This window comes from Bacillus sp. RO1 (assembly GCF_012524115.1).
Classification (GTDB): Bacteria; Bacillota; Bacilli; order Bacillales; family Bacillaceae_I; genus Sutcliffiella_A.
Genome location: NZ_JAAZWB010000090.1, coordinates 12950 through 39139 on the forward strand (window position 1 = coordinate 12950; position 26190 = coordinate 39139).

A 26190-nucleotide genomic window follows, 5' to 3' on the forward strand; every position below is an offset into this window, starting at 1 on the left:
AAAACATATGGATAATAGAAAAACAGCCTGATTCCCGTTAAAGAAATCAGGCTGTGGTATAAAAAGAAAGCAACCTCCTTTTAGTTGCCTTCTTTTTTTATTAATTTCGCCACACTTTCCACATGAGCGGTTTGTGGAAACATATCCACAGGTTGGATCCAATCTACTTTATACTTCCTACTTAAGAACTGAATATCTTTTGCAAGTGTGGATGGATTGCAGGAAACATAAACAAAATTCTTCGGTTCTACGTCTAGGACGGTCTTCATGAAAGTCTCGTCCAAGCCTGTACGTGGTGGATCCACAACAATAGTGTCTGGTCTCCAGCCTTCTTTTACCCATTTTGGCAGCCATTTCTCTGCTTTTCCTGCCACATATTTCATATTCGTATAGCCATGGTGTTTGGCATTTTCTTTTGCATCTTCAATGGATTCTGCAATAGTGTCCATGCCGCGAACCTCACCTGCTCCATCTGCCAGCCAAAGGCCGATGGTTCCCACTCCACAGTAAGCATCGACGACTTTTTCTTTTCCCGTCAATTGTGCGGCTTCTTTTACTAAATCATAAAGCTTGACTGTCTGAACAGGGTTTAACTGGAAGAATGCTCGTGCGCTCAATTCAAAGGAAACATCTCCAAGCGTTTCCTGAATCACTTTTTCTCCGCTTAAATGAATCGTTTCTTCACCGAAAATAAGAGAGGTTTTTCTGCCGTTTATGTTTTGCATGATGCTTTTCACTTTTGGCAACCGTTTTTGAATTTCCTCTACTACTAACTGTTTTCGAGGCAATTTTTCATCAGTCGTTATGAGTACCACTTGAATTTCTCCTGTGGAAAAACCGACTCTTGTCATGATGGTGCGAACAGATGGCTGCCCCTTTTTCTCATTCTGAACAGGAATATTGAAATCTTGAAGAATTTTTTTGACCGTGTTGGTTACTTCAGTTGTAGCACTGTGCTGGACGATACAATTATCGATATCGATCAACTTGTGCGAGTTGGCACCGTAAAGGCCAGCGATTACTTTTTCCTTTTGCTTGCCAACCTGGAACTGACTCTTATTTCGGTAATACCACGGGTCTTCCATACCGATGGTGGGTTTAATGTTGAGTTTATTCACATTCAGCTTTGTATGGCGTTCTAGTGACTGTATGATGATATCGCGTTTCAAGGTTAACTGTTGGTCGTATTTTAAATGCTGCAGCTGACAGCCTCCGCACTGCTCATAAATAGGGCAAGGCGGTGTAGTTCGATGTGGGGATTTACTTCTGAACTTCTTGATTTTCGCTTCCGCAAACTTGTTTTTCACGTCTGTCACTTCCGCCACGACCACTTCTTCCGGTAGTGCTCCCGGGACAAACACCACTTGCTTTTTAAAATAGCCCACACCTTCTCCGTTAATCCCCAAACGCTTAATTGTCAGCGGAAAAGTTTGGCCCACTTTCATATCGACATTGGATTGTTGTTGCTTGTTGTAAGGTTTCTTCGTTTTCATTTCACTAACTCCTCAGCTTGCGGTTCGATGCTTCTCCAAAGGTAAAGGGAAGCATAGCTTAAATATGGTTCCCAGTCCTTCGCCCACTCCTGCATCTGCAGAACAGTAGGCTTTTGGTCGAGTCCTTTTAATTTTTTCAAGGCATTCTGGATGCCAATATCTGCGATTGGAAATAGATTTGGCCTCCCTAGTCCAAATAGAAGCAGGTTTTGGACAGTCCATGGGCCGATTCCTCTTACTTTTACAAGTTCTTTTAGTATTTCTTCATCCGTTTTTTGGTCCAAATTGTAAAGTGGCAAGTCGCCATTTGCAACCAGTTTGGAGGTGTCTATAATATATTCCGCTTTTCTGCGGCTCATTTTCAGTTCAGTGATTTGCTCGTAATCAAGCTCTGCCACATCTTCTGGCTTAGGATAGAACCAAACTCCTTCTTTTTCAAAACCGAATGTATGCACAAAACGTTGCGTCAACGTATGTGCGAATTTCATGTTGACCTGCTGATGAATAATGCATTTCATTAGACAGTGGTAAAGGTCAAAGTCGAGTACGAGTGGCGTCCCTTCGTGCTCTTGAAAAATAATAGCGAGATCTGTTTTGGAAAAATGATTTGCGATGTCTTGAAGCGGCTTGTCCCATTGGAAAATAGTTTTGATGTGCTGAATATCCATATCTGTCAGCGTTACTGTACTAGATAATTGAAAGCTCGGGTTTTGTTTCGTCCCTGTCGCCTGCACTGCTATCACAATTGGAGCTTCTCCCTGATACATCGGTACTTTTATAGAGCGCGCCTTATGATCAACGACCATTAGCGGATCAATAGATAACCGCTGCAACACTCTGTCAAAATCATAGGGTCCATTTATCTTTATCTTAACCAACTTCCCCACCGTCCTTTATCTACTTTCCCAATTATAACGGCTTTCTTGTGTGTTGCCAAACAAGGGTGGTGCGGGAAGAGGAACAATCAGAAAAACTCCTTTGCTAGTGGGCGAAGGAGTCAGTTTTCCTGTATAAGCAAAATGGGATTGGGAATAGTATGTTGTGCAGCGATTTCATCCAGGCTTTTAAATTCATAACCTTGTTTACGAAGGTCGTCAATGACCTTTTCCATCGCTTCTGCATTGTCTTTGGATACAGTGTGAAGAAGAAGTATCGCACCAGGATGTATTTGAGCCATGATATTATCATAAGAGTATTTCCAGCCTTTTTGCTGGTCGGTATGCCAATCAACATAAGCCAGGGACCAGAAGACGTGCTGATAACCCATTTGGTTGGCAAGTGCCAGTGTTCGATCACTGAATGTTCCACGGGGCGGCCTTAAATAGGTCATATTATCAAGACCTGTAATGTTTTTGTACTCTTCTTTAATCATGTCGAGCTCTTTTTTAAAGCGAACATCGTTTACTTGTGTCATATCAGGATGATGCCAGCTGTGATTCCCAACGATATGGCCTTCATTGACCATTCTTTTTACAAGATCAGGCTGGTCTTTAAGGTAATACCCTGTTACGAAAAAAGCTGCAGGTACTTTTTTCTCTTTAAGTACATCCAATACTTTTTCGGTGTATCCATTCTCATAGCCATTATCAAAAGTAAGGTATATTTCTTTTTTGGTTGTATCGCCAAGGTAAAAGGCGTTATGCTTCTTTAAAAGTTCATTGTATTTTTGCCCTGCATCAGGCGGCTCATGGTTTTGACTCTTTTTGAACCCCCAATGAAGCGTGGTAGTGGAATAGGTGTCCGCTTGGCTTAAATGCGGAATGATGAAAAGTGCAACAACAGTAATAATTAGGATATTAAGTAATTTTCGCATGATGATGGTGTTTCCTCCTTCCATAATTCTAATCTCTAGCTACTATTATGTTTCGTTTGGAAATAGGGATTGATACGGTGTATTGTTTTCCAATTAAATTAAAAAACGGTTCGATAACCTTCTTGGTCACCGAACCGTCAATTATAAAAATTTAGTTAAACACTCTATCCTTAAACTGTGCAAGCTTTTCTAAAGAAGACTTCTCTACATCCGCATGCAAGCTGTTGCCATGCGAATCCATCGTTACTACTGCTGTAAAGCCTTCAACATTCAAGTGCCACATTGCTTCTGGAATACCAAACTCCATCAGGTCTACCCCATCAACACCCTTAATACAGTCCGCATAATATTGTGCCGCTCCGCCGATGGCATTTAAGTAAACGCCGCCGTGCTCTTCCAGGGCTTTCAATGTTTTCGCACCCATTCCACCTTTACCCATGACCGCACGTATACCGAACTTCTTCATAATATCCCCTTGGTAAGGCTCCTCGCGAATACTTGTCGTTGGTCCTGCTGCTTTTACATGCCAGTTTCCTTGGTCATCTTTTAGCATAACCGGGCCACAGTGATAAATGATTTGTCCGTCTAAATCAACTGGGGCATCATTGTCGCTCAAGTGTTTATGGATCGCGTCGCGGCCAGTGTACATTCTACCATTAATGCGAACCACGTCGCCCACCTTTAACGAACGAATTTTCTCTTCCGTAATTGGCGCTTCTAGAACAATTTCACTTGCTTCAGAAGTTGCTGCCACTTCCTCTTGCTCTGCCAACTCTTTTGAGAAATCGATCATTTCTCCTTCCTGATAAAACCACTCGTTAATCTCACCAGTTTCCGGACTGATTTTCACTCCTAAGCGGCGGTATGCCCAGCAATTATACGCAACTGATACGAAAAAGCTAGCTGGAATACGATGCGCAACCCCAACCTTACAGCCAAGCAATGTCGTTTCGCCACCGAAGCCCATGGTTCCAATGCCAAGCTTATTGGCATTTTCCATTACATACTCTTCAAGTTCTTTCAATTCAGGTACTGTGTTCTCGTCATCGAGGCTGCGGAATAGCTGTTCTTTCGCAAGCTCATAACCGGAAGTGCGGTCGCCGCCAATCCCAACACCGATAACACCGGCGCTACAGCCCTGTCCTTGCGCCTGGTAAACAGAATGCATGACACACTTGCGGATACCATCCAGGTCACGACCAGCACGGCCAAGCCCTTCAAGCTCGCATGGCAAGCTGTACTGAATATTTTTGTTCTCACAGCCTCCGCCTTTTAGAATAAGGCGCGCATCAATAAAATCCTTTTCCCACTGTTCAAATTTAATGACAGGAACTCCATCGCCAAGGTTGTCCCCACTGTTTGCACCAGTCAAGGAGTCCACTGAATTAGGACGCAGCTTTCCATCCTTTGTAGCCTGGACAATCGCTTCTTTAATTACCTTTTTAATTTCCAGTTGGTTTACTCCAACAGGTGTTTTTATTTTAAATGTAGGCAGTCCTGTGTCCTGACAGATCGGAGACACATTTTCATCCGCCATCGTAATATTATTTGTAATTGTAGCAAGTGACATTGCTGCTCGTGTTCCTGCACTCTCACTAAGCTTTGCTTTAGCAATCGCACGGCGTACATCTTTAGGCAGCTTTGTAGAGGTTTCTACGATCAAGTCATACATGCTCTCATATAATTTATTCATCTTTAACTCCCTCTCCTATCCCCAGTTGAAAAGTTATCTACGTTTCTTTTATACATTCTTCATTATACTTGATCTAATTAGAAGGATAAAGCACTTTGTAACCGATTCCATCAAAACCCTGAGAGCTGTTGGATTTTTGTGGTAAAGTGGGATAAAGATACATGAGAGATGGGAGATACAAACATGGCACAGATTAAACTTTTACAAGCAAGACTAGATGATGCAGAGCAATTGACTGATATTATGAAAAAGACTTTTAATGAGGAAGCTCTTCACTGGCTTGGTTCTATAGATTCGCATATCTTGGACTATAACATTCAACCACCGGGTTATGATTCCGTTCATACTACCTGCTATATGATGGAAGAGCTTACCTACTACAAGATAATGTTGGAGGAGCAACTTGTAGGCGGGGTTATTCTGACGATGACGGGTAAAAGGTTTGGCCGGATTGACCGAATATTTATTGATCCTGCTTATCAAGGGCAAGGTGTAGGATCTGAAGTGAGCCGGTTGGTAGAAAAAGCATATCCTTCTGTGACGACTTGGGACTTGGAAACCTCTCCTAGACAAAAAGGCAACCTTCATTTTTATGAAAAGATGGGCTTTGAGCGCACATTTGAAACGGAAGATGAGGTGTGTTATATCAAACGCATTGTTACTGGAATGGCTGCTGCCTCAGAAAATGCATTTGAATCCTGCAACTTGGAAGATGCGACCTTTTATCAGGCGAATATAGCAAACAGTGCTTTCACCAATTGTACGTTAGCTGGGACACATTTTAGCAATATCAATTTAAGAGGATCAAAGTTCCAGAACATAAATTTCAGGGATACGTTAATTGCTGACTTGAACCTTTCGGGTAGTCGAGTGAAACACGTTGACATGAGTGGTGTCGAGTTCAGGGATACAACTATTGAAGATGCTCCAGTAAACTTTGAGCGCTGTGAGTTGATGGGAACGCGGTTTAACAATTGTAAGATGGGTGATGTGGAGATTAACGACTGCGACATTTCCGGGATGAAGATCGATGGAGTGTCGGTGGAAGAGTTGTTGGAGGTTTATAGGATGGTGATTAAGAAGTAAGTGTGAAGCTGCAATTGTGCATTCATGAATTAAATTGCTACGCGGTTTGTATGAAGATACATTCACTTTCTTTTTATTGTTTTCAGACCTCTATTCCCGTTTTTACACATTAATGAGGTCTTCATTATCCCGATGAAGGCCTTTGTCACAGCTTTTACACCTTTAAGAGATCTTCATTACCTCGATGATGACCTCTGTCACATTGTTTACACCTTTAAAAGGTCTTCATTACCTCGATGATGACCTCTGTCCTAGCTTTCACACCTTAAAAAGGTCTTCATTACCTCGATGAAGACCTCTGTCCTAGCTTTTACACCTTAAAAAGGTCTTCATCACCCCGATGATGACCTCTGTCCTAGCTTTCACACCTTTAAGAGGTCTTCATCACCCCGATGATGACCTTTTTCATAGCTTTCACACCTTAAAAAGGTCTTCATCACCACGATGAAGACCTCTGTCACAGCTTTTACACCTTAAAAAAGTCTTCATCACCCCGATGAAGACCTCTGTCCTAGCTTTCACACCTTAAAAAGGTCTTCATTACCTCGATGAAGACCTCTGTCATAGCTTTTACACCTTAAAAAGGTCTTCATTACCTCGATGAAGACCTCTGTCCTAGCTTTTGCACCTTAAAAAGGTCTTCATTACCTCGATGAAGACCTCTGTCCTAGCTTTCACACCTAAAAAAGGTCTTCATCACCCGATGAAGACCTCTGTCACAGCTTTCACACCTAAAAAAGGTCTTCATCTCTTCATGGATGACCCTCTTCTTACCAATCCTTCTTAAACTGATTGTACTTCCCTTCCAAATCATCCAGCATCTGAATCAAGCGGTCAATGTCTTCAACATCTGTTGATTCCGGATCTAATGAATCCACAACCTCCAAAAACATATTCAATCTATTTTTCAAGTAATCGACTTGAGAGTCTTTGTTTTCTGTTGCTTTGCCCATAATAATCGCACCTTTCTGCCATTCCTGTAAGTTTTTCTTTATACTACCGCACTAAAGCACATCAAGCAACCTTCGAAGAATTTTCCGGTCTGCAGTTCCATGAATCATGATACAATGAAGGGTAAGGTTTTTTAATAAAGGAGTTTACGATGAAGACAACTATACTACCACCAATTACTCCTTCCTATGATCCATGGGAAGCATATTTAGATGTAAAAGAATACGGCCAGATGGAACTGACAAATGTAGAATTTACCACCACCACGCTCTGTAATATGCGTTGTGAGCACTGTGCCGTTGGATACACGTTACAACCAAAGGATCCTCAAGCTCTGCCAATAGAGTTATTAATTCAACGCTTGGAAGAAATTCCACGACTTCGCTCCATCAGTATCACTGGCGGTGAGCCGATGATGAGCATGAAGTCAGTGAATGAATACGTCGTGCCGCTATTAAAATATGCGCACGAACGTGGTGTGCGAACGCAGATTAATTCGAACTTAACGTTAGATTTAGCCAGATACGAAAAAATCATTCCTTACCTGGATGTGTTACATATTTCTCATAACTGGGGTACGATGGATGACTTTGTGGAAGGCGGATTTGCGATGATGGACCGCAAACCGACGTATGAGCAGCGAGCGAAGTATTTTGAGCGTATGATTGAAAATTCGAAGGCCTTGACTGCCGCTGGTGTGATTGTATCTGCTGAAACGATGCTGAATAAACGTACGCTTCCGCATATCGAGCATATTCATAAGCAAATTGTAGAGGAAATGAACTGCCAAAGACATGAGGTGCACCCTATGTACCCTAGCGATTTCGCTAGTGGCATGGAAGTGCTCACGCTTGATGAAATGCGTGATGCTATTCATCGTTTACTAGATATGCGAGATGAAAATACGTGGATGTTGTTTGGTACGCTTCCGTTTTATCCTTGCAGTGACAATCAAGAAGACAGAGCATTGTTGGAACGCATGTATAAATCAAAGAATGTGACGGTTCGGAATGACCCGGACGGCCGCTCTCGTTTGAACGTGAATATTTTTAACGGAGATATCATCGTCACAGATTTTGGCGATACGCCTCCCCTTGGAAACATTCAAACAACAGACTTACCAACTGCATATGAAAAATGGAAAGAGACCTCCATTGCAAAAGAATTAGACTGCCACTGTCCTGCAGTTGCTTGTCTTGGACCAAATATATTAGTAAAAAATGCATACTATCCAAACATGGATTTCACTGTTCGTGAAACGAAATTGACCAAATAAGCAAAAGCCTGGGAAACGTAATCCCAGGCTTTCTTTTTGTGCTAAAAATTTAAGTTGTTGGAACTCTCGCTTTAAGTCTTCTACCCTTTAAGGCGCAATAGAATCCTAAACTGATCATCACACTTCCCATCAAGCTTGAACCCAAGATTAACGCTCCGTCCCATCCGCGCGAGCTTCCTGCCAATTGCCATGCTTGATATGGGATGAATAAAAGCAGGAAAATGATCCCTATACCCCAAAGCAGTAAAATGGCATGATGTTTATCTTCATTTTCTATATAAGATGGCTCTTGCCTCAATTCAACTGTGACCATTGCCCGAACAATAACTAACAAAACAGTTAAACCTAAGACCAATAATACCAGGTGCATCATCTTGTTGATGACCTCCTTTTTATTCTCACTTTTTAAGACGCTTGAAGGCGGAAAAAGTTTCGGTCTGTGGTTGGCTTTTCGTTCGACAAGGCAGTGGAAGTTCTGTAACCTTTATTACCCAGCTTTGAAGAGAGTTGAAACTGGTAAAATAAGCACAACTTCGAACAAAAAACCAGCCCGGTATAGGCTGGCATAACGTAAAAGTACTATCTCGGGCGATCGGAAGCTGCAAAAATGAAGCTCACATGGTCCTGAACCGGAATCCACGCCCCGATCCCTTGTGAAGTGACATTCTTGACAACAATTTTCATCTCTTTCCCTTTTAACACAAGGTACACTTCCCCATACGTAATTTTCCCTTTCTCACTGACAGCAGGGGAGTACGCGTACAGATAGCCTATTTTTTTCACAGGAATGTTATATACCTGATCCTTTTTCGTTCCTGCGCCTACAATTGTTTGGAAGGATAATGGGAGCTTCGTTTTATCCATCGCTTTTAACATCATCATTTCTTTTACATCATCAGCTGCCTCCACTTTTGAAGTCAGTCCACCTTTGACACTTTTTTGTGCTTCCTGACGATAGTGAAGCTGTTGAGGGGCTTTTCCACCGCGGTTATCCGTGTAGTTCGTATTTATTTTTTGATATTCCCAGTTTACACTCGTTTCCGTAGATTCGTAAGAAAGCGGCCACTGTCCCAGGTAAATGGTGGCACGATATCCGATAGCCACTGGTGAAGGGGAGATGTTAGACTCATTTAGAATCTTGATTAGCTTCGGATTTTCAATTTTCACATTGGAGGAATCAATCAGTTCTTGAGATAGCTCACTAGGTTGCAGGTAAGGTACGTCCTGAGACGGGTTCGGATAAGTATTATCCTTCGAAATATCCAGAACGGAATTCGGTACCTCCAGTTTTTTATTATCAGCTTTTACCTTTGTTTCTTCGGCTTGGACACTACTTAGTGTGAATCCAAATGCAATAAAGGTCGCCATAACAATTTGAAGTATGCGCATGATGTGTATTACTCCTTTCAATTGTCTTGAAATCTATGTACTGTTATCTTTTTCGAAGCGATTTAAGATTATCCATGAAAGGTGAAACTTTTTACCAAAAAAAAAAAACACAAAAGCTAACTTCAGCTCTCGTGTCTTAACTTTTTATATAGATTTTCCAAACGAGGGTAGAAAATTTGAATCAATGGTCCGATTCCAAACGTGATAATAAACGTCCCGACCCCAATCGGCCCTTTGAAAATAAGAGCAAAAATAAGGGCAAACACTTCCCCGATGGTTTTGGCAGTCATCATCTTGACTTTGAAACGATTCTGAATTCCAAGCATCAAGTTGTCAATTGGAATGACAGGAAACTTTGCTTGCAGGTATGCAGATATTCCCACTGCCATGATGACCATTCCAGCTAAAAGGACAATAAAACGTAAAACCATTCCCACTGGAATCCATGCACCAAATACCTGTATTAACCAAAAATCAATAAAAACGCCGACAAGAAAAATCGTAATGACCGCTAGATAGTCAGGTTTACTTTTATGGAGCCACGCATTGATTGCTATAAGGATAATCCCGACAATAAATACCCAGCTTCCAACCGTCAGCCCAAATGTGGTAGAAAGTCCTACATTCAGAGCGTCCCATGCACCAGCCCCTAAATCTGATTTTATCGTTAAACTGATCCCAAAGGATAAGACAAAAAGTCCAATTAAATAAAATAAAGTTCGTATAACCAATCTGATAACTCCTCTACATTTTACTATCACTTGTCCTACTTTATCATTGTAAGCGTGAATCATCAAAATATGAAAAAAAAGAAAAAAATATTAAATAAATCAGAATATTTACAACATTCAACTTATATACTATCAATACCTTAAAACGAAGGAGGGAAATAAAGCGAAGTCACCTTAGAGTGAAGGAGTGATTTACACCTACACAGTGCACATATAAAGCTTTTTATTCCTTATTTCAAAGCTTTAACCCCTTGGTACTTAGAATGGATCAGTTAGCCCTATATGCTTTGGGACTCTGTGCAGCCTACCGCACAGAGTTTTTTGTGTGATTTCAAAAGTTCGTGCCAAAATCATCAAAGTTGATGCCAAAAATAGGAGAATTCGTGCGGAAAATTAGTAAGTTCGTGCCAAAACGAAATGCCTCCATTCTATGTCCCCTCCATACCTTTAACTTTTATCTTATCCCGCACTTCTTCTTATAACCCAAATAACATCTGTGTTTAAAATCTCCCTAAACATGCCACATTAACGGTGAGTACTTTTTAAATGAAAGGTGTAGAGGCTAACCATGAATACTGTTTTAAAGAACAAAATCACTTCCATGTTCAGCAATCATAAAATTGGCACACTGGCCACCATTAGAGGAGACCGTCCATATTCCCGTTTTATGTTATTTTTCAATGAAGATTTGGTATTGTATTGTGCCACGAACGAGCATACTCACAAAATTGAGGATATTAAAGCCAATCCACACGTACATATCCTTTTAGGTATGGAAGGTACAAGTTGTAAGGAACCATACGCGGAAATAGAGGCACAGGCAAGCTTTGAAGACAGTGCGGAGCTGAAAAAGAAATTCTGGGATGAAAAGTTATCAGAATGGATTAAGAGCCCAGATGACCCAGAATATTTGCTATTAAAACTAACGCCTTCTGTTATTCGTTATTATGAAAAGGCTGGTAGTGAGGCGGAAGTGTTGGAACAGCAGTAGAAGCCTTCCTGCTCTTATGGTAAGTTAAATATAATGACTAGAAAGCGGCCTTTCCTTATAGGCCGCTTTTTCCATAGGAGGTCTCACCTTGCTTCGAACATCCCTTGCAAAAAAGATCATTCGAGAAGTGAAAAATTTTATAGAAGAAGATTTAATTATGGTCGACACATCAGGTATCATCATTGCAAGTACAGCTCCTGATAGACTAGGAAATTTCCATGAAGGAGCATATCTGGCAGCCTCTGAAAAGCAAATGCGTGTCATCTCTAAACAGGATGAGACCACTCTATCAGGGGTAAAAGCTGGCATCACCCTACCCCTCTTCCATCAGCAAAAAGTTGTTGGCGTCATCGGCATTACAGGAACGCCAGAAAAAGTCCTTCCGTACGGGGAACTGATCAAGAAAATGACAGAGCTACTGATCCAGGAGAACCACTATCAAGATCAGTTCGAATGGGAAGCAAGATCGCTTGAGACATTTGTGTTTGATTGGCTATTAAAGGACGGACCTTCTACATTCATCACAAAACGTGCAGAAGTGCTAGGGGTAAACATGGAAGTGAACCGGCAAGTAATTTTGATAGAATTCCAGACAAATGAAAGCCAAATAAAAGCTAAAAGATGGCATCATTCCGAATTGGATGTGGAATGGAAGAAGGAAGATATTCTTGTGCACTGGGGACAAAATAGAATGATTTTACTGCTGGCAAGCAATACCGTCCCAAGCAAAGAGTCACTCCTTAAACTCCTGAAAAAAATCCAAGCTCAACTCCAAAGCTATATTGGTGCACCTGTTTATATGGGGATTGGAAAAGCATGCAGACCTTCCTCGCTAAAAGACTCTTACTCAGAAGCCGAAAGAGCGTTAAATGCCTGTTCTGTTGACGTACCCATTACATTTGAAGAAGACCTCCGTCTGGAAATGATTCTGCAAGCAATCCCTAATGAAGTGAAGAAAGAGTTTGCCCTGCGTCTTCTTTCTCCCGTCCTGTGCGAAAAGGACTTGTTCGAGACCATCCAGGTATATTTTAGCCACCATCTATCGTTGAAAGACACGGCCCAATCTATGCACATTCATATTAATACGCTTCATTATCGACTTCGTAAAGTGGAGAGTTTAACCGGGTTGGAACTCAAAAAGCCTCATGATCTGACAACTTTATACCTAGCGTGCACCCTATTGGATGATTCTACAAATAACCAATAGTTATCTAGCTTTTATTTTAGATAAACATACATAGTGTACCTCCCTTCCTTTTTATAAAATAAAGAAAAGATGTTTTATAGACTGGGAGGTTTTTTTATGATAAGTGAAGGCTTAAAAAAGCAATTTATTAATATTGTCGGTCCCGATAACTATCAGGACAGCCCTTCAGAAAAACTTGTATATTCCTATGATGCCACACCAAACTATCAAGCTATGCCTGATGCTATCATCGTTCCCCGCAACACTGAAGATGTCTCTAAAATTGTGAAGCTGTGCAACGAGCACCGCATTCCGCTTGTTCCAAGAGGTTCTGGCACCAACCTCTGTGCAGGAACCTGTCCAACAGAAGGTGGTATCGTCCTCCTTTTCACCCACATGAACAAGCTGCTTGAGTTGGATGAAGAGAACTTGACTGTCACCGTTCAACCTGGTCTTGTAACCCTTGATTTGATTCAAGCTGTTGAAGCGAAAGGGTTATTTTATCCGCCAGATCCAAGCTCCATGAAAATTTCCACGATTGGTGGAAACATTAACGAGAATTCAGGTGGATTACGCGGATTAAAATACGGGGTGACGCGTGACTATGTTCTTGCACTGGAGGCTGTCATGCCTAATGGGGATGTCATCAGGACAGGTGGCAAACTTGCGAAGGATGTTGCAGGTTATGACCTTACCAGACTATTTGTCGGTTCAGAGGGAACGCTTTGCATTATTACAGAAGCCACATTGAAACTTGTGCCCATGCCTGAAACGAAACAAACGATGCTTGCCCTCTATCAAGATATCGAGGCAGCAGCCAAAACGGTTTCCACTATCATTTCCAATAAGATCATTCCTGCCACACTAGAATTTTTGGATCAGCCAACCCTTGAGGTTGTCGAGGAATTTGCTAGAATCGGACTACCTACAGACGTGCAGGCTGTTCTTCTCATCGAACAGGACGGCCCGCTTGAAGTAGTAGCAAGGGATATGCAAAAAATACAGGAGATTTGTCTGGCAGAGAAGGCTGTTTCGGTCCAGGTTGCTAAAACGGAGATGGAATCAGAAGCATTACGAACCGCGCGTCGCTCCGCTCTTTCAGCACTTGCTAGACTCAAGCCTACGACAATACTCGAGGACGCAACAGTCCCTCGCTCGGAAATTGCCACGATGGTAAAAGCAATTAATCAGATTGCCATGAAGCATCAGGTCAAGATATGTACATTCGGCCATGCGGGAGACGGTAACCTCCACCCTACAGTAGCCACTGACGCTCGGGACCACGCGGAAATGGAACGGGTCGAAGCGGCATTTGAAGACATTTTTTCAAAAGCAATTGAACTTGGGGGAACCATTACCGGCGAGCACGGAGTTGGAATGATGAAAGCACCCTATCTGGAATGGAAGCTCGGCGAGGAAGGTGTAGCTGCCATGAAGGCTATCAAACTGGCATTCGACCCGAATAACATCATGAATCCAGGCAAGGTTTTTGCCAAGGAGTCCAGAAAACGGGTGGTGGTGTCCAGATGACCTCAGTAAAAGAAAAACAAGTCATTCAAGCCGAATTTAAAAGTCGCATGGACGAGGATGAATTGCTAAATTGTATGCGTTGCGGATTCTGCCTTCCTTCCTGCCCGACCTATGTGGAGTCAGGTTTCAAAGAATCCCACTCCCCACGGGGACGAATTGCTTTAATGAAAGCGGTCGTGGATGGTGTGATAGAACCTGATGAAGATGTGGAACGCACGCTTGATCTTTGTTTAGGGTGCAGGGCTTGTGAGCCTGTGTGTCCTTCAGGGGTAAAATATGGCCACCTTCTCGAGGAGGCACGCGACATCATTAACCAGAAAAAAAAACACTCGCTTCCGGTTCGTGTCCTCCGAAAAACTGTTTTTGAAGGGCTGTTTCCACACCAGAACCGCATGAGGATGATGACAAACTTTCTCGGAATCTATCAGAGGTCAGGACTTCAACGCGCGGTACGTCATACAGGATTGCTAAGTTTGTTATCTGAAAGCATGGCAAGCATGGAGCGTGTTCTCCCAAAAGTTCCCACCATGAAGGAAATGAAAAATCGCCCATCTCATCTGCCATCAATTGACACACAGAAAAAACGGGTGGCTTTCTTTTCCGGTTGCCTGATGGATACAATGTTTCTTAAAACAAATGATGCCACAATGAAACTGCTCCAGCACGCAGGCTGTGAGATCGTCATACCAACCTCGCAAAATTGTTGTGGAGCGCTACACGGCCATAGCGGGGAGAAGAATAGAGGCAAGGAGCTCGCAAAGCAGAATATTGCTGCATTTGAAGATCTTGATGTTGACTATATCATCACCAATGCAGGTGGTTGCGGGGCCTTCCTTGTCGACTACGACCATCTGCTAAAAGACGATCCCGAGTGGAGCGAGCGGGCGCTTTCCTTTAAAAAGAAAATTAAAGACATGTCCGCGATTTTAGTAGAATTGAAGTTTCATGAGAAAAATTTGTCGGTACGACCGCAACGAGTCACCTATCAGGATTCCTGCCATCTTCGAAATGTGCAGAGCACCTTTCTTCAGCCAAGGATGCTATTGCAGGCAGTTGGTGGTGCAGACTTTTATGAAATGAAAGATGCTGACCGTTGCTGCGGCTCGGCGGGAATCTACAACATTGTAGAGTCTGAAATGTCCATGCAGATATTGGACCATAAAATGGAGAAAGTTGCCGAAAGTGAGGCGACGACCATTGTGACTGCAAATCCTGGTTGTCTGCTGCAGATGAAGCTTGGAATTGAAAGAGAAGGATTGACGGGGGTGCTACGAGCAATTCATATAGCGGACTTTTTACTTGAGGGGTTGGAGGGTAATTCAAGAAAGCAAGTAAATTAAACTGGAATGAGGAAAAGTAGCTAGAGTTCCTTTTTACCCTAAACAAACCCACAATTCAGCTGGTGGCTGAAATGTGGGTTTGTTGTTTCTAGTTTAAGATTGAAAGATTACGAATGTCAAAATAGCTATTTTTCTATGATTTATAGAATAGATAGGTAACTTGCCTCTCATGGCCATTTTCCCCGGACCTGAGAGGCTATCTTTTTTACCAGGTTACATCTACTATAACGTTCTCAGCAGTATATTTTTGATTAGAATAATAACCTTTTGTAGTAGAATTTTTACTAAAGGTTATAGAGAATCTTGGGCTTCTTTCCCTCGTTGAGCCAATATTGTAAGAAGAAGTCTGATCCACCAGTCTTGTAACAGACTTTGTAGTCTCATATGCAGCGAAAATATCTCTTGAATCATAATAGCCACTATAATAAGGGGAGGTAATTAAACTTTTAGTGGAAACAACTTGTTTTGTACTTGTATTAAAACTATCTCCGGAAGTTAAATAATGTAGTTTAAATCCTTCTGCTCTGAAGTGTGAACTGCTGATATATGATGCTTGAGACGCATCGATAATAAATACTCCTCTTTCACCATATACCGTTGCAGTATTACCATTTATATAGAGGGCTGTATTCTCATCTACCCCGTATCCGTATGTTTTATTTAAGTCTCTCACAGCCGTCAGTATTCTTCCCAGTCTTCCTCTTGCATCAAAGTGTGTGTCTGCCACAGCGTTTGGTAGAATACCAAATCCAGTCTCTGAGTATGGGAGCGCATCATTCAATTTTAAATAGTCGTAACTTACTCCTCCCCCATACATGGGATTTGATTGAACATGAGCCCCAGCACTAGTTCCAGCAATGACTCCGCCGCTCGTATATTTGTTTCTGATGGCTTCCATTAGTGGGGTGTCAGAGCCGTTGCTTTTTAATAAAGCGGTTGCGTGTCTATTTTGGTCTCCACCATTAAAAAATACAACTTGTGCACTATTGATGATATCTATATTTGACTGTTTGTATGCTTCAGTGGAATAGTTATCAATAGAAATTGGCACCCATACAGGCTGGAATCCATAACTTGAGAAAAGGTTTTGGTAAGATAGAGACCCTGTAATGTCTACATGAAAAGCATCATATGCTGCTTGATGATCGTATGCACCTGTAGTCAATACAGCAATTTTAGGATTCTGACCTCCAGCAGCTGTCTTCAAAGCATTAAATACCTCCGCATTACTATCAGACAGGGCTCCCCCTATGAGAAATACCTTTCCACTCCCTGAGTATGCTTGAACATTTTCTGAATGCGGATAGACAGTAAAAATAGAAATTAGAAAAGAAATTACAACAAAGCTGGCAAATAAACGTTTCATCATGAACATTCACCCCTTAACAATATTGTGCTTCAAAACTTATATGCAAGATGTGTGCCAACTTGATTTATGATTAGGGTCTTTATATTGAATCGTTGTCAAACGTAGATATTAGAAGGGTCATAAAGAATATTGGTCAAAGTTTTAAAATGGAGGTAGCAAGCAAGAAGGTTATTAATGGTTGTAAATGGCGGGTATAGGGTGTAAATAGGTGAAAAAAAGACTGTATACTACCTCAATAACTTTAGTGAGTTGTCTACAGTCTGTAAAAGCCTAAACCTACATATTCTTTTTCTAATTCAGATCGTCAACTTCCCAAGCACCACCTGCTTGGCAGCACCAGTTGCGGTTGGTACATTATTTGGCACACCGAACAACGTTTCATTTGCTAATAAAGCAAAAGCTACAGCCTCTTTGGAGTCGCTTGAAAAGCCCAAATCTTCTTGGGTCTTCACAGCAAAATTACCTTTCTCCTTTAAGTTATGGAGAAGGGTAGCATTATAAGCACCTCCACCACTCACCACAAGTGTATCTACACCACCTGGCAGGAATCGATTTAGTTGATCTACAATTGTCATAGCTGTAAACATCGTAACAGTTGCCAAAATGTCTTCTGAAGTAAGTCCCATACCAAGCATTTGATCGACTAGATTCCGTGTATATTCCACCCCAAACAATTCTCTTCCGGTACTTTTCGGTACAGGTATTGATAAGTAAGGGTGAGCCATCAGCTCCTTCAAAATCTCATGATGAACCGTCCCCATCCCTGCCATCTCACCATTTTTATCAAATCGAGATTTCCCCTGAGTTAGGATGTTCATCACCTCATCCATAATCATATTACCCGGCCCCGTATCAAATGCAATCACATCAGAGGCAGAGCCACCTTTAGGCAAATAGGTTACATTTCCAATTCCTCCGATGTTTTGCAAGGCGATATTCTCGGCATCAGACCGAAAAAGCAAATGATCAACATATGGAACCAATGGTGCACCTTCCCCACCGACCGCCATATCGCGTACCCTGAAATCAGAAACGACAGGACATTGGAACATCTCTGCCAGAACAGACGCTTCACCTATCTGCAGGGTCGATTTGACTAATCCCACATCATGCCGATCCACAGGTATATGGTAAATCGTTTGACCATGAGATCCAATAAAGTCAATATCCTCTATGCTAAAGCCTGCCTTTTCCACAACTGTACGGGCAGATGTGGAAAAAAGCTGCCCCAGTTCAAAATTAAGACTGCATAGCTTATCCACAGAGCTCTCAGCAGGGCTAAACTGCTTAAATATCTTCTTTTTCAAATCTTGAGGGATATCCACTGTATCAAAGGCAAGTTGTTTATAACTAAGCTCTTCACCGCTACCTTTTACCGATACAATAGCAACATCGACACCATCTACAGACGTTCCAGACATAATGCCCATTCCAATCCGTTCTGGTTTACTTGTAACGTTTAGTAATTTGTGAAGCATGGTTAATTTACCTGTGCTGCTTCAAGGGTGATAGGCAGCTTCCCTTTTGCTTCTTTCTCTCCCAGTAGGAATTTGCCTACAGACTGAAGAGCAAGCTTTCTGCTTTCATACGTAAGAATATAAGTGGATACCTCTGGGAATTTTTGCACATCATACGGACTCCTTAAAGCGATGACTCCTACCTTTTCCCCAAATTCCTTTACAAGACTTTGGACAAGCTTTGCCTGAGAATCATGCTGGATGGCCTGGTAGGTTGCCACAAATATTTTATCCACATTGGAAGCTGCAAAGACTAACTTTTCCACCTCTTTTTCCTCAGGTGTGACAGAAATGATGACTTCTGTTAAATTTGGTAACTTTTCCTCTAAGCAGCTACCAATCGTGACCTGTGAATATAAGGTTTCATCTGCTCCTGAAGTGACATAGGGATCTACAGATATAAGGAGAATCTTTTCTTCAGATTGAAGTGGAAGTAGTCCATCACTTTCTCTCACCAGTGTGATACTTGCTTCACTAGCCTTTTGCGCCACTTCTATATGTTTACTAGATCCAATTTCACTGCTAATCTCCGTCCATTCAGGAATGTCTTCCTGAAGCTTGCGTATTTCCTTAAGATTAAGAACCCTCTCCACCGCGGCGTCAATATGCTGCAAGGAAATCCGGCCAGATTCCACTGCTTTTATAACCGCTTCAATAGCTCTTGTTTGCCGCTCAAATGTATGACTGATCAGGACTTGATCGATACCTGCTTCGACTGCCAGGATAGCAGCTTCTTCTATACCGTAATAATCTATAATGGCATTCATTTCCATACAATCTGTCATTACCACACCTTCATAACCCATTTCTCCACGTAATAATCCCGTTACAACCTTACGCGATAGAGTGGAAGGAACTTTCTCTCTATCTATAGAAGGGAATGCCACGTGCGCGACCATGACAGCATCAACCCTATGCTTAAAGGCTTCATAAAACGGTACCAATTCTAATTCTTTCAATCTCTTTATGTCATGATTGACCACTGGAAGGTCCAAATGGGAATCCACATTCGTATCCCCGTGTCCAGGGAAGTGTTTTACAACAGCTGATACATTGGCATCCTGCAATCCTTTTACCGCTTGAACGCCCATCTTTGCAACAAATTCTGCACTCTCACCATAAGAACGGACCCCGATGACAGGATTCAATGGGCTGTTGTTCACATCGATGCATGGCGCATAATTCATGTTTATCCCCAGCAAGCGGAGTTCCGTCCCTACTACTTTTCCTAGCTGGTACACGACTTCTTCATCACTTCCTGCGCCTAATGCCATGTTCCCGGGGCTTAACGTAACACCCTCTGTTATACGCGCAACCATTCCTCCCTCCTGATCAATGGAAATGAACAGAGGAGTGCGTCCACAATCCTTTGCAACTTTCTGCAATCCTTTTGAAAGAGCATGAACCTGTTCAGGCTCAGCCACATTTCGAGCAAAATAAATAACTCCGCTAATATGATAGTCTTTTATTAATTTCACTATCTCTTCAGAAGGTGAAGTTCCGTGAAAGCCCGCAACAAACAATTGACCTACTTTTTCCCGCAATGTCATCTCGTGAATTGTTTTCATTCCAAGTCCTCCTTTATCATTTATAAAGTAATATGGAATCTATTCGTTTCTTCCAGTCTTCTAATCCTTCTTCCCAGCTTTCTGCTACTGCTGCATACGGCAAACGGGCGTCGATTCCCGTTCGGACTTTTTCCGTTCCCCACAATAGGTCCGCAAAAGGATGCATGCCTTCTTTAAAAGGTTCTAACCACTCTGCCTCTTCATGAACGGAAAAGATAGAATGCAAGAATTCAAATGCTATTTGGGAAACTTGTAAGGAGTCCCGTTCCGTAATCAAGAGTTGAACTCCCTTACATAGCGCGCCAGCGTGTTTACTCATGTTTGGTGTAAAATACGTTGGTATAAATTCCACACCATCAATATTTTTATCTAAAAAATGCTTAATCATCTCTTCCGGTTTAAACCAAGGTGCACCAATCCACTCAAAAGGTTTGGTCGTTCCTCTTCCTTCTGAAAGGTTCGTCCCTTCGATAAAGCATGTAATGGGATAGGCCAACGTGGTGGAGAAGTGCGGAATATTTGGAGATGGCGGGATCCATTGCTGCTCCCATTGATCGCCCCACATGCTTCGATCCCAATTCTTCACCTCATACACATGCAACTCAACATCCGGGTATAACTCCTTTTGTATGAGCCTTGCATATTCCCCTATCGTCAAACCAAGACAAAACGGCAAGGAATGAGGACCGACAAAGGATACAAAGTCCGACTCTAGGATATTTCCTGATATGAGCGGCGCAATCGGATTTGGACGGTCCAAGACCACAAATGCCCGCCCAGTCTTATGACAAGCCTCCATGATGTACTTAACGGTAGCCAAGTATGTATAAAATCTTACGCCAACATCTTGAATATCAAAAAAAATGGCATCTACATCTTCCAACAACTCTGTAGATACCTTTTTGGATGGGCCATATAAGCTAAAAACAGGCAATGCTGTCTTTTCATCTATAAAATCTTCTATATGCACACCTGCCTGAACATCTCCTCTTACTCCATGTTCACACGCAAATAGTTTATGAAGGGATACTCCTTCCATCTCTTTCAACACATCGATAGTAGAGCGGAAATCAGAAGTAATCCCTGTTTGATTTGTTACAAGAGCAATTCTTTTCCCTCTCCAAGCACCTGAATTTTCTTCTACAAAACTGTCAATTCCATATAATACTTTGGCCATGTTCCCCTCCTAAATATTTGCCGCTTCCCAACTATCAATGTTTTCTTCTGTAGCAATGACGGAACTTGTCACGATGTTATTAAAAAGTGTCGCAAGAGCTGGGAAAATCAGAAAAAGTCCGACGACGGTTAATAACAATAAAGCAAAGACCGATAAGATTTGAAAGAACGATAGAATGGTGTACAAAGGATTCTTCACCAAAAGCTTCACACTGGTGAAGATACTATCCTTTAATGAATACTCAAATTTCACCAATAAAGGAACCGTATAGATCTGACTTAAGAAAACCATGCCGCAGAAATAAGTCTGAAAGCACGCCAATGCAAAGGCAAAGGTTCCGCCCACTTGGTTATAATGCCACCATGAAGCTGCAATGATGATGACAAAAAAGGATAAAAACAAGCTATATCCGATACTCGGAAGGAAGTATTTCTTTACTCCCTGAAAAAAACTCTTGATCACAGATGTGCTTCTATCAAGTAATAGCTGTTGAACTGCCCAGGCCGCCCCTACAAACAGTGGTCCCATAACGATCATGACGTACACAATAGAAAATGGTAGTTTAATAAGAAAGAAGGATGGACTAAGTACCGTCACCATTATAAGGCTGATCATGACCATAGAAACTATATGCTTGTAATATTCTCTCCCTGTGACTCTTATAATTTGTGTTAATCCATCCATTGCACTCTCTCCTTTAAACTCTTTTCTTTGTTGTAAAATCTATTAAAATATTCTTTTCTCTGTTGTTGGATCAAAAAGATGCATTTTATCCAGGTTAAATACATAATTTTTAGCTTCCCCTGGACGAACGAAACTTTCTCCATTTACTTTCGCGGTAATCATTCGTTCTCCAATGGAGAAGTAGACAAGGTTTTCTCCACCTAGATGTTCCATCGCCTTAACCTTTATGGCTGCTTTATTATTAGTTGGAACCGTAAACGCAAACTCTTCGTCATAAATATCTTCCGGACGTAAACCAAGGACTACTTTCTTCCCAACATAATCAGAATATTGTTTAACAAGACCTTCTGGAATAGTGAAGGTAATATCACCAATTTTTAAGGTAGATGCGGTTTCAAGTACTCCATCAAAAAAGTTCATTGGTGGAGATCCGATGAATCCCGCAACAAACATGTTTGCAGGGTTGCGGTATAACTCTCTTGGTGATGCTATCTGTTGGACTTCCCCTTTATTCATGACAACAATTCGTTCTCCAAGTGTCATTGCTTCCACCTGATCATGCGTTACATATACGATTGTCGCGCCTAATCTTTGATGCAATTCTGCCAATTCGATTCGCATTTGCACTCGTAACTTGGCATCCAAGTTAGATAAAGGTTCATCAAAAAGGAAGACTTTCGGGTCGCGAACGATGGCTCTGCCTACAGCCACACGTTGTCGTTGTCCTCCACTCAATTCTTTTGGTTTTCTATCAAGCATCTCATCCAGTCCAAGAATTCTTGAAGCATATTGAACCTTCTTTTTAATTTCTTCTTTAGATACCTTCATGTTTTTCAATCCAAATTCAAGGTTCTGTTCAATGGTCATATGCGGGTATAGCGCATAATCCTGGAACACCATCGCAATATCTCTATCTTTTGGGTGCATATTGTTTACTACTTTATCTCCAATGTAAATGTTTCCTGAAGTTTGTCTTTCTAGACCTGCAATCATTCGGAGGGAAGTCGTCTTTCCACAACCTGAAGGTCCTACAAATACAAGAAACTCTTTATCTTTTATTTCAAAGCTGGCATCATTAACAGCAGTGAAGGTTCCGCCACGCTTTTCGTCCACGAAGGTTTTTGTGATGTTTTCCATAATGATACTTGCCATTTCTTCCACCTATCCTTTCACTGCACCTATTGTAATACCTTGTAGGAAATAACGCTGTAATGCAAAGAACAATATGAACATTGGCAATGCGGCTAGCATGGAACCTGCCATCATTGCTCCATAGTCTGTTGCATCTTGGAATTTAAAGCTCGCCAATCCAACTTGTATGGTTCTCATAGAACTCGATTGCGTAACAAGGAACGGCCAAAAGAATTCATTCCAAGTAGATACAAACGTGAAGATTGCTAACACAGCCACACCGGGCTTGGATATCGGTAAGATAATCTTTCTGAATATGCCAATCTCACTGCACCCATCAATACGGGCTGCTTGAATGAGTGTGGTAGGAAGTGTAGACATGTATTGTTTCATCAAAAAGATGTTGCCCACAACTGTAAACATCGGGAGCATAATGGCTAAATATGTATCTACTAGCCCGAATACGTTTACAATCATGATATAAACAGGAATCAATGTAACCTGTGCTGGAATCATCATTGTACCAAGTAGTAACCAGAAAATAGTGTTTCTTCCCGGGAATCGCAGTTTTGCAAATGCATATCCTGCGAGAGAAGAGAAAATAACATTGGTTATCGTTAACACGGAAGATACGAAAATACTATTGAATAACCAACGTAATGCATCCGTTTCTGTCAAAAATCGAACATATGTCGCAAGTGTCACCTCAGAAGGGAACCATTCAGGTTTAAACGATACACTGACAGTAGTATCCCGGAAGGAGGAAATTAACATCCAGTATAAGGGAATGATCGTGATAATAACCCATAAAATAAGGATGCTATAACTGATTACACTATAAATCTTCTTTTTTCGGTTTCTTGCTTTTTCTTTTTTCAAAGCGATTTCCGCATAATGTTGATTGCTTACCGTTGTCGTTTCCAAAAGATGCTTCCTCCTTTCCTAAAATTCTACATCAGATGACATGACTTTAAATTGGATGACAGAAGCCACAATAATCACTGCTCCAAGCACAAATGATTCCGCCGCCGCCAAGCCAAATTTATAATACTCAAAAGCATGTGTGTAAATTAAATAGGCAATGGTCGTTGTCGCAAAGTTTGGACCACCTTGAGTCATAAGATAGATACTCATGAACACTTGAAAACTCATGATTATTCCCGTTACTAATAGATATAAAGTGGTAGGCTTCAGTAATGGCCAAGTGATATTTCGAAATTTGGACCACTCGGATGCATGGTCGATGTCTGCTGCCTCATAAAGCGATTTTGGAATTCCTCCAAGTGCTGCGAGGTAAAGAATAATACCGGCGCCATGTCCTGTCAGATAAGACATTAGCATGATAGAAAATAGTGCTGTACTACTCTGCCCGAGCCAAATGATGTTATCGATACCAAAAAGACCTAAGAACATATTAAAAAGTCCCGCAGTGGTCGGATCATAAATCCAGAACCATACTAATGCAATGGTTACCCCTGAAGCTACCGTTGGAAGATATAACGACGCTTTGAAGAAGGTTTGAGCTTTTTTTGCACGAGGAAAGATTAACACTGCTAAAAATAGAGTGATGGCAACATTCACAGGTACGGTACCAACCGTAAAAATGAATGTGTTCCACATCGCTTTCCAGAAGATATCATCGTTTACCATTGTTTTATAGTTTTCCAACCCGACCCAAGTGGAGCCTAATACATGATAGTTTTGAAAACTCATAATAAAGGCGTAACCTACTGGAAAGAGTGTAAACATTAAAAAGAGAATGATAGGAACAGCTATGAAGGCATAACACCATCCATAATCTTTTATAAACTGGGAGAAATTAAATTTGTTGGTAGTTGCGGCTACTGATGGCTTCGCTGACATGTCTACACCTCCTTGAAAATAAAAGAGGAAGAGCGTTACCCCCTCCTCTTTTCCTTCTTCCTTACTTAAAGATTTCTGCACCCTTGGTCTTGAAAGTTTCTAACGCTTCTTCAGGTGTCAATTCACCGCTTAGTAAACCTTGGAATGTTGGGATGACTACCTCTGTACGGAAGCGATCATCTTTTGCTGCCAGCTCAGCACTTGTGTTTGCTGGTGGTAAAACTTTTGAAGCTAAAACTTCTGCCGCCGTTTCATTATAAGGAGCCAATGGCATTTCAAACTTGCCTTCTGCATCCTTATGAACTTGTGGCAACGCCAATGCTGCTGCTGCTTTACCAGCTTCTGCACTTGTTAGATGCTCTAAAACTTTTACGCTATTATTCAAGTGTTCTTCTTTTGCATTCTTTTGAGTGAATAACATGTATCCTTCAGATCCACCAAATGATACTTGCTCTTCCCCTTCGTTATGAGGGATTGGTAATAAAACGAAATCTACTTCTTCCCCTTCAATTTTCCCTGCTTTGATTTCTTCATTATGAGCTGCTACTACCGGATCGAAATAAGGGATAGCGCGCCCAAAGAACATTGCTTGATGGTTGTAGAATAACTCCATACGTTTTGCAGGATCAACTGCTGCCGTTTCTTTTGGCATAATGCCAGAATCAACTAAATTGGTGATATATTTCATAGTGTCTAAGATTTTATCGTCATTCCAAGTCGTTCCATCCGCATTATAACGGCTTGGAAGACCATTGTTCATCGCTAAATGCACAAGCAGTTCTTCATTGTTTCCTTGGAATACAAATCCATAAGTATCTTCACCAGAGTCTTTCTTGCCAACACCTTTAGATGCTAGCTCTTCAAACTCATCCCAAGTCCAACCTTCTTGTTGAATCTTTTCATAATCAACACCAGCGGCTTCTAACATTTGTTTGTTGCCGCCCCATACGTGCAAGAACATGTAGACCGGTAAGCCATAAAGATTATCTTCGATTTTCATATAATCCAAAGCAACTTCATTATAATCATCTTCAGAAACATTCAATTTGTCATTAAGGTTGACAATTAAACCGGAGTCCACATACTTACCTTGTGGTTTGCCAAAATAAACATCCGGTGGATTACCAGAGTTCAAAGCAATATCAAACTTCTGTGGACCTTCCGCCCAGCTTAGCACTTCATATTCTACTTTAATATCTTCGTTTTCTTTTTCAAATGAAGCAATTAGTTCTTCTAGCTCAGCTTCATACTCCGCATGAACAGGATATGTCCAAACTGTCACTACGTCTTTTCCATCTGATGAAGTCGATGAATTGTTGGAGCAGCCAAGAACCACGGCAGCAACAAGCAACATGACCATCATTAAACTTAAACCCCTTTTCAAAACCCATTCCCCCTTGAA

At 41.5% G+C, this 26190-nt stretch carries 23 protein-coding genes; 6 read left to right on the plus strand and 17 right to left on the minus strand.

What is annotated here, in order from left to right; all coding sequences use genetic code 11:
* Window positions 1-80 precede the first annotated feature (80 nt).
* The 4 genes from rlmD to HC179_RS19705 form a co-directional block, all read right to left on the minus strand.
* On the minus strand, window positions 81-1493 hold the full coding sequence (rlmD, locus tag HC179_RS19690; protein ID WP_168865902.1) for a 23S rRNA (uracil(1939)-C(5))-methyltransferase RlmD: 1413 nt from the start codon (window positions 1491-1493) through the stop codon (window positions 81-83).
* Window positions 1490-2371 carry a DNA-3-methyladenine glycosylase family protein gene (locus HC179_RS19695; RefSeq protein ID WP_168865903.1) on the minus strand — a complete coding sequence of 294 codons (882 nt, stop codon included), beginning with the start codon at window positions 2369-2371 and terminating at the stop codon, window positions 1490-1492. Before HC179_RS19695 ends, rlmD begins: the two co-directional genes overlap by 4 nt.
* Window positions 2372-2490: 119 nt before the next feature.
* Complete coding sequence (gene pdaA / locus HC179_RS19700) at window positions 2491-3306, minus strand: delta-lactam-biosynthetic de-N-acetylase (protein WP_168865904.1); 816 nt, start codon at window positions 3304-3306, stop codon at window positions 2491-2493.
* 151 nt (window positions 3307-3457) lie between these two features.
* A complete protein-coding gene (locus HC179_RS19705; RefSeq protein WP_168865905.1) occupies window positions 3458-4999 on the minus strand; it encodes a fumarate hydratase in 1542 nt (513 codons plus the stop codon).
* A 183-nt stretch (window positions 5000-5182) separates the two neighbouring features.
* Between HC179_RS19705 and HC179_RS19710 the strand changes: the two genes are divergently transcribed.
* Window positions 5183-6085, plus strand: coding sequence for a GNAT family N-acetyltransferase (locus HC179_RS19710; RefSeq protein ID WP_168865906.1), 903 nt, complete (start codon window positions 5183-5185; stop codon window positions 6083-6085).
* Window positions 6086-6855: 770 nt separating this feature from the next.
* Here HC179_RS19710 and HC179_RS19715 read toward each other — a convergent pair.
* The gene (locus HC179_RS19715) at window positions 6856-7038 is read right to left on the minus strand and encodes an SE1561 family protein (protein ID WP_063562007.1); all 183 of its coding nucleotides are present in this window, start codon (window positions 7036-7038) and stop codon (window positions 6856-6858) included.
* A 149-nt stretch (window positions 7039-7187) separates the two neighbouring features.
* Here HC179_RS19715 and yfkAB point away from each other — a divergent pair, with 149 nt between their 5' ends.
* Window positions 7188-8312: a radical SAM/CxCxxxxC motif protein YfkAB gene (gene yfkAB / locus HC179_RS19720; RefSeq protein WP_168865907.1), complete on the plus strand. Its 1125-nt coding sequence runs from the start codon at window positions 7188-7190 to the stop codon at window positions 8310-8312.
* A gap of 49 nt (window positions 8313-8361) precedes the next feature.
* Here the strand turns inward: yfkAB and HC179_RS19725 are convergent, their stop codons facing one another.
* From HC179_RS19725 to HC179_RS19735, 3 genes are all read right to left on the minus strand, one after another.
* Window positions 8362-8685, minus strand: coding sequence for a hypothetical protein (locus HC179_RS19725; protein ID WP_168865908.1), 324 nt, complete (start codon window positions 8683-8685; stop codon window positions 8362-8364).
* Between the two features lie 206 nt (window positions 8686-8891).
* Window positions 8892-9701, minus strand: coding sequence for a YfkD famly protein (locus tag HC179_RS19730; RefSeq protein ID WP_168865909.1), 810 nt, complete (start codon window positions 9699-9701; stop codon window positions 8892-8894).
* Window positions 9702-9823: 122 nt separating this feature from the next.
* Window positions 9824-10432 (minus strand): YczE/YyaS/YitT family protein, encoded by a 609-nt coding sequence (locus HC179_RS19735; RefSeq protein WP_168865910.1) that lies wholly within the window; start codon window positions 10430-10432, stop codon window positions 9824-9826.
* 568 nt (window positions 10433-11000) lie between these two features.
* Between HC179_RS19735 and HC179_RS19740 the strand changes: the two genes are divergently transcribed.
* From HC179_RS19740 to HC179_RS19755, 4 genes are all read left to right on the plus strand, one after another.
* A complete protein-coding gene (locus HC179_RS19740; protein WP_168865911.1) occupies window positions 11001-11423 on the plus strand; it encodes a pyridoxamine 5'-phosphate oxidase family protein in 423 nt (140 codons plus the stop codon).
* Window positions 11424-11511: 88 nt separating this feature from the next.
* The gene (locus tag HC179_RS19745; protein ID WP_168865912.1) at window positions 11512-12630 is read left to right on the plus strand and encodes a CdaR family transcriptional regulator; all 1119 of its coding nucleotides are present in this window, start codon (window positions 11512-11514) and stop codon (window positions 12628-12630) included.
* A 96-nt stretch (window positions 12631-12726) separates the two neighbouring features.
* On the plus strand, window positions 12727-14139 hold the full coding sequence (glcD, locus tag HC179_RS19750; RefSeq protein ID WP_168865913.1) for a glycolate oxidase subunit GlcD: 1413 nt from the start codon (window positions 12727-12729) through the stop codon (window positions 14137-14139).
* Window positions 14136-15479 (plus strand): (Fe-S)-binding protein, encoded by a 1344-nt coding sequence (locus tag HC179_RS19755; RefSeq protein ID WP_168865914.1) that lies wholly within the window; start codon window positions 14136-14138, stop codon window positions 15477-15479. The genes glcD and HC179_RS19755 overlap by 4 nt, the downstream gene beginning before the upstream one ends.
* A gap of 205 nt (window positions 15480-15684) precedes the next feature.
* Here the strand turns inward: HC179_RS19755 and HC179_RS19760 are convergent, their stop codons facing one another.
* From HC179_RS19760 to HC179_RS19800, 9 genes are all read right to left on the minus strand, one after another.
* Window positions 15685-16848 (minus strand): cyanophycinase, encoded by a 1164-nt coding sequence (locus tag HC179_RS19760; RefSeq protein WP_168865915.1) that lies wholly within the window; start codon window positions 16846-16848, stop codon window positions 15685-15687.
* Between the two features lie 296 nt (window positions 16849-17144).
* Window positions 17145-18326, minus strand: a complete 1182-nt coding sequence (gene anmK / locus HC179_RS19765) for an anhydro-N-acetylmuramic acid kinase AnmK (protein WP_168865916.1) — start codon at window positions 18324-18326, stop codon at window positions 17145-17147.
* A gap of 2 nt (window positions 18327-18328) precedes the next feature.
* Window positions 18329-19933: a glycoside hydrolase family 3 protein gene (locus HC179_RS19770; RefSeq protein ID WP_240948596.1), complete on the minus strand. Its 1605-nt coding sequence runs from the start codon at window positions 19931-19933 to the stop codon at window positions 18329-18331.
* Between the two features lie 16 nt (window positions 19934-19949).
* Window positions 19950-21110, minus strand: coding sequence for an exo-beta-N-acetylmuramidase NamZ family protein (locus HC179_RS19775; protein WP_168865917.1), 1161 nt, complete (start codon window positions 21108-21110; stop codon window positions 19950-19952).
* A gap of 9 nt (window positions 21111-21119) precedes the next feature.
* Window positions 21120-21794: a hypothetical protein gene (locus HC179_RS19780; protein WP_168865918.1), complete on the minus strand. Its 675-nt coding sequence runs from the start codon at window positions 21792-21794 to the stop codon at window positions 21120-21122.
* A gap of 42 nt (window positions 21795-21836) precedes the next feature.
* Entirely contained in the window at window positions 21837-22946 is a 1110-nt protein-coding gene (locus tag HC179_RS19785; RefSeq protein WP_168865919.1) for an ABC transporter ATP-binding protein, read from the minus strand.
* Window positions 22947-22955: 9 nt separating this feature from the next.
* Window positions 22956-23849, minus strand: coding sequence for a carbohydrate ABC transporter permease (locus HC179_RS19790; RefSeq protein ID WP_231687692.1), 894 nt, complete (start codon window positions 23847-23849; stop codon window positions 22956-22958).
* Window positions 23850-23867: 18 nt separating this feature from the next.
* Window positions 23868-24788: a carbohydrate ABC transporter permease gene (locus HC179_RS19795; protein ID WP_168865920.1), complete on the minus strand. Its 921-nt coding sequence runs from the start codon at window positions 24786-24788 to the stop codon at window positions 23868-23870.
* A gap of 61 nt (window positions 24789-24849) precedes the next feature.
* Window positions 24850-26172 (minus strand): ABC transporter substrate-binding protein, encoded by a 1323-nt coding sequence (locus tag HC179_RS19800; protein WP_240948597.1) that lies wholly within the window; start codon window positions 26170-26172, stop codon window positions 24850-24852.
* Window positions 26173-26190 lie beyond the last annotated feature (18 nt).

Coding starts and splice junctions, on each gene's coding strand:
- HC179_RS19715 (WP_063562007.1), bottom strand. CDS start 7,038: ATGGGCAAAGCAACAGAAAACAAAGACTCTCAAGTCGATTACTTGAAA.
- rlmD (WP_168865902.1), bottom strand. CDS start 1,493: ATGAAAACGAAGAAACCTTACAACAAGCAACAACAATCCAATGTCGAT.
- HC179_RS19770 (WP_240948596.1), bottom strand. CDS start 19,933: ATGAAAACAATTCACGAGATGACATTGCGGGAAAAAGTAGGTCAATTG.
- HC179_RS19775 (WP_168865917.1), bottom strand. CDS start 21,110: ATGGCCAAAGTATTATATGGAATTGACAGTTTTGTAGAAGAAAATTCA.
- anmK (WP_168865916.1), bottom strand. CDS start 18,326: ATGCTTCACAAATTACTAAACGTTACAAGTAAACCAGAACGGATTGGA.
- HC179_RS19710 (WP_168865906.1), top strand. CDS start 5,183: ATGGCACAGATTAAACTTTTACAAGCAAGACTAGATGATGCAGAGCAA.
- HC179_RS19785 (WP_168865919.1), bottom strand. CDS start 22,946: ATGGCAAGTATCATTATGGAAAACATCACAAAAACCTTCGTGGACGAA.
- pdaA (WP_168865904.1), bottom strand. CDS start 3,306: ATGCGAAAATTACTTAATATCCTAATTATTACTGTTGTTGCACTTTTC.
- HC179_RS19725 (WP_168865908.1), bottom strand. CDS start 8,685: ATGATGCACCTGGTATTATTGGTCTTAGGTTTAACTGTTTTGTTAGTT.
- HC179_RS19795 (WP_168865920.1), bottom strand. CDS start 24,788: ATGTCAGCGAAGCCATCAGTAGCCGCAACTACCAACAAATTTAATTTC.
- HC179_RS19760 (WP_168865915.1), bottom strand. CDS start 16,848: ATGATGAAACGTTTATTTGCCAGCTTTGTTGTAATTTCTTTTCTAATT.
- HC179_RS19705 (WP_168865905.1), bottom strand. CDS start 4,999: ATGAATAAATTATATGAGAGCATGTATGACTTGATCGTAGAAACCTCT.
- HC179_RS19740 (WP_168865911.1), top strand. CDS start 11,001: ATGAATACTGTTTTAAAGAACAAAATCACTTCCATGTTCAGCAATCAT.
- yfkAB (WP_168865907.1), top strand. CDS start 7,188: ATGAAGACAACTATACTACCACCAATTACTCCTTCCTATGATCCATGG.
- HC179_RS19730 (WP_168865909.1), bottom strand. CDS start 9,701: ATGCGCATACTTCAAATTGTTATGGCGACCTTTATTGCATTTGGATTC.
- HC179_RS19780 (WP_168865918.1), bottom strand. CDS start 21,794: ATGGATGGATTAACACAAATTATAAGAGTCACAGGGAGAGAATATTAC.
- HC179_RS19755 (WP_168865914.1), top strand. CDS start 14,136: ATGACCTCAGTAAAAGAAAAACAAGTCATTCAAGCCGAATTTAAAAGT.
- glcD (WP_168865913.1), top strand. CDS start 12,727: ATGATAAGTGAAGGCTTAAAAAAGCAATTTATTAATATTGTCGGTCCC.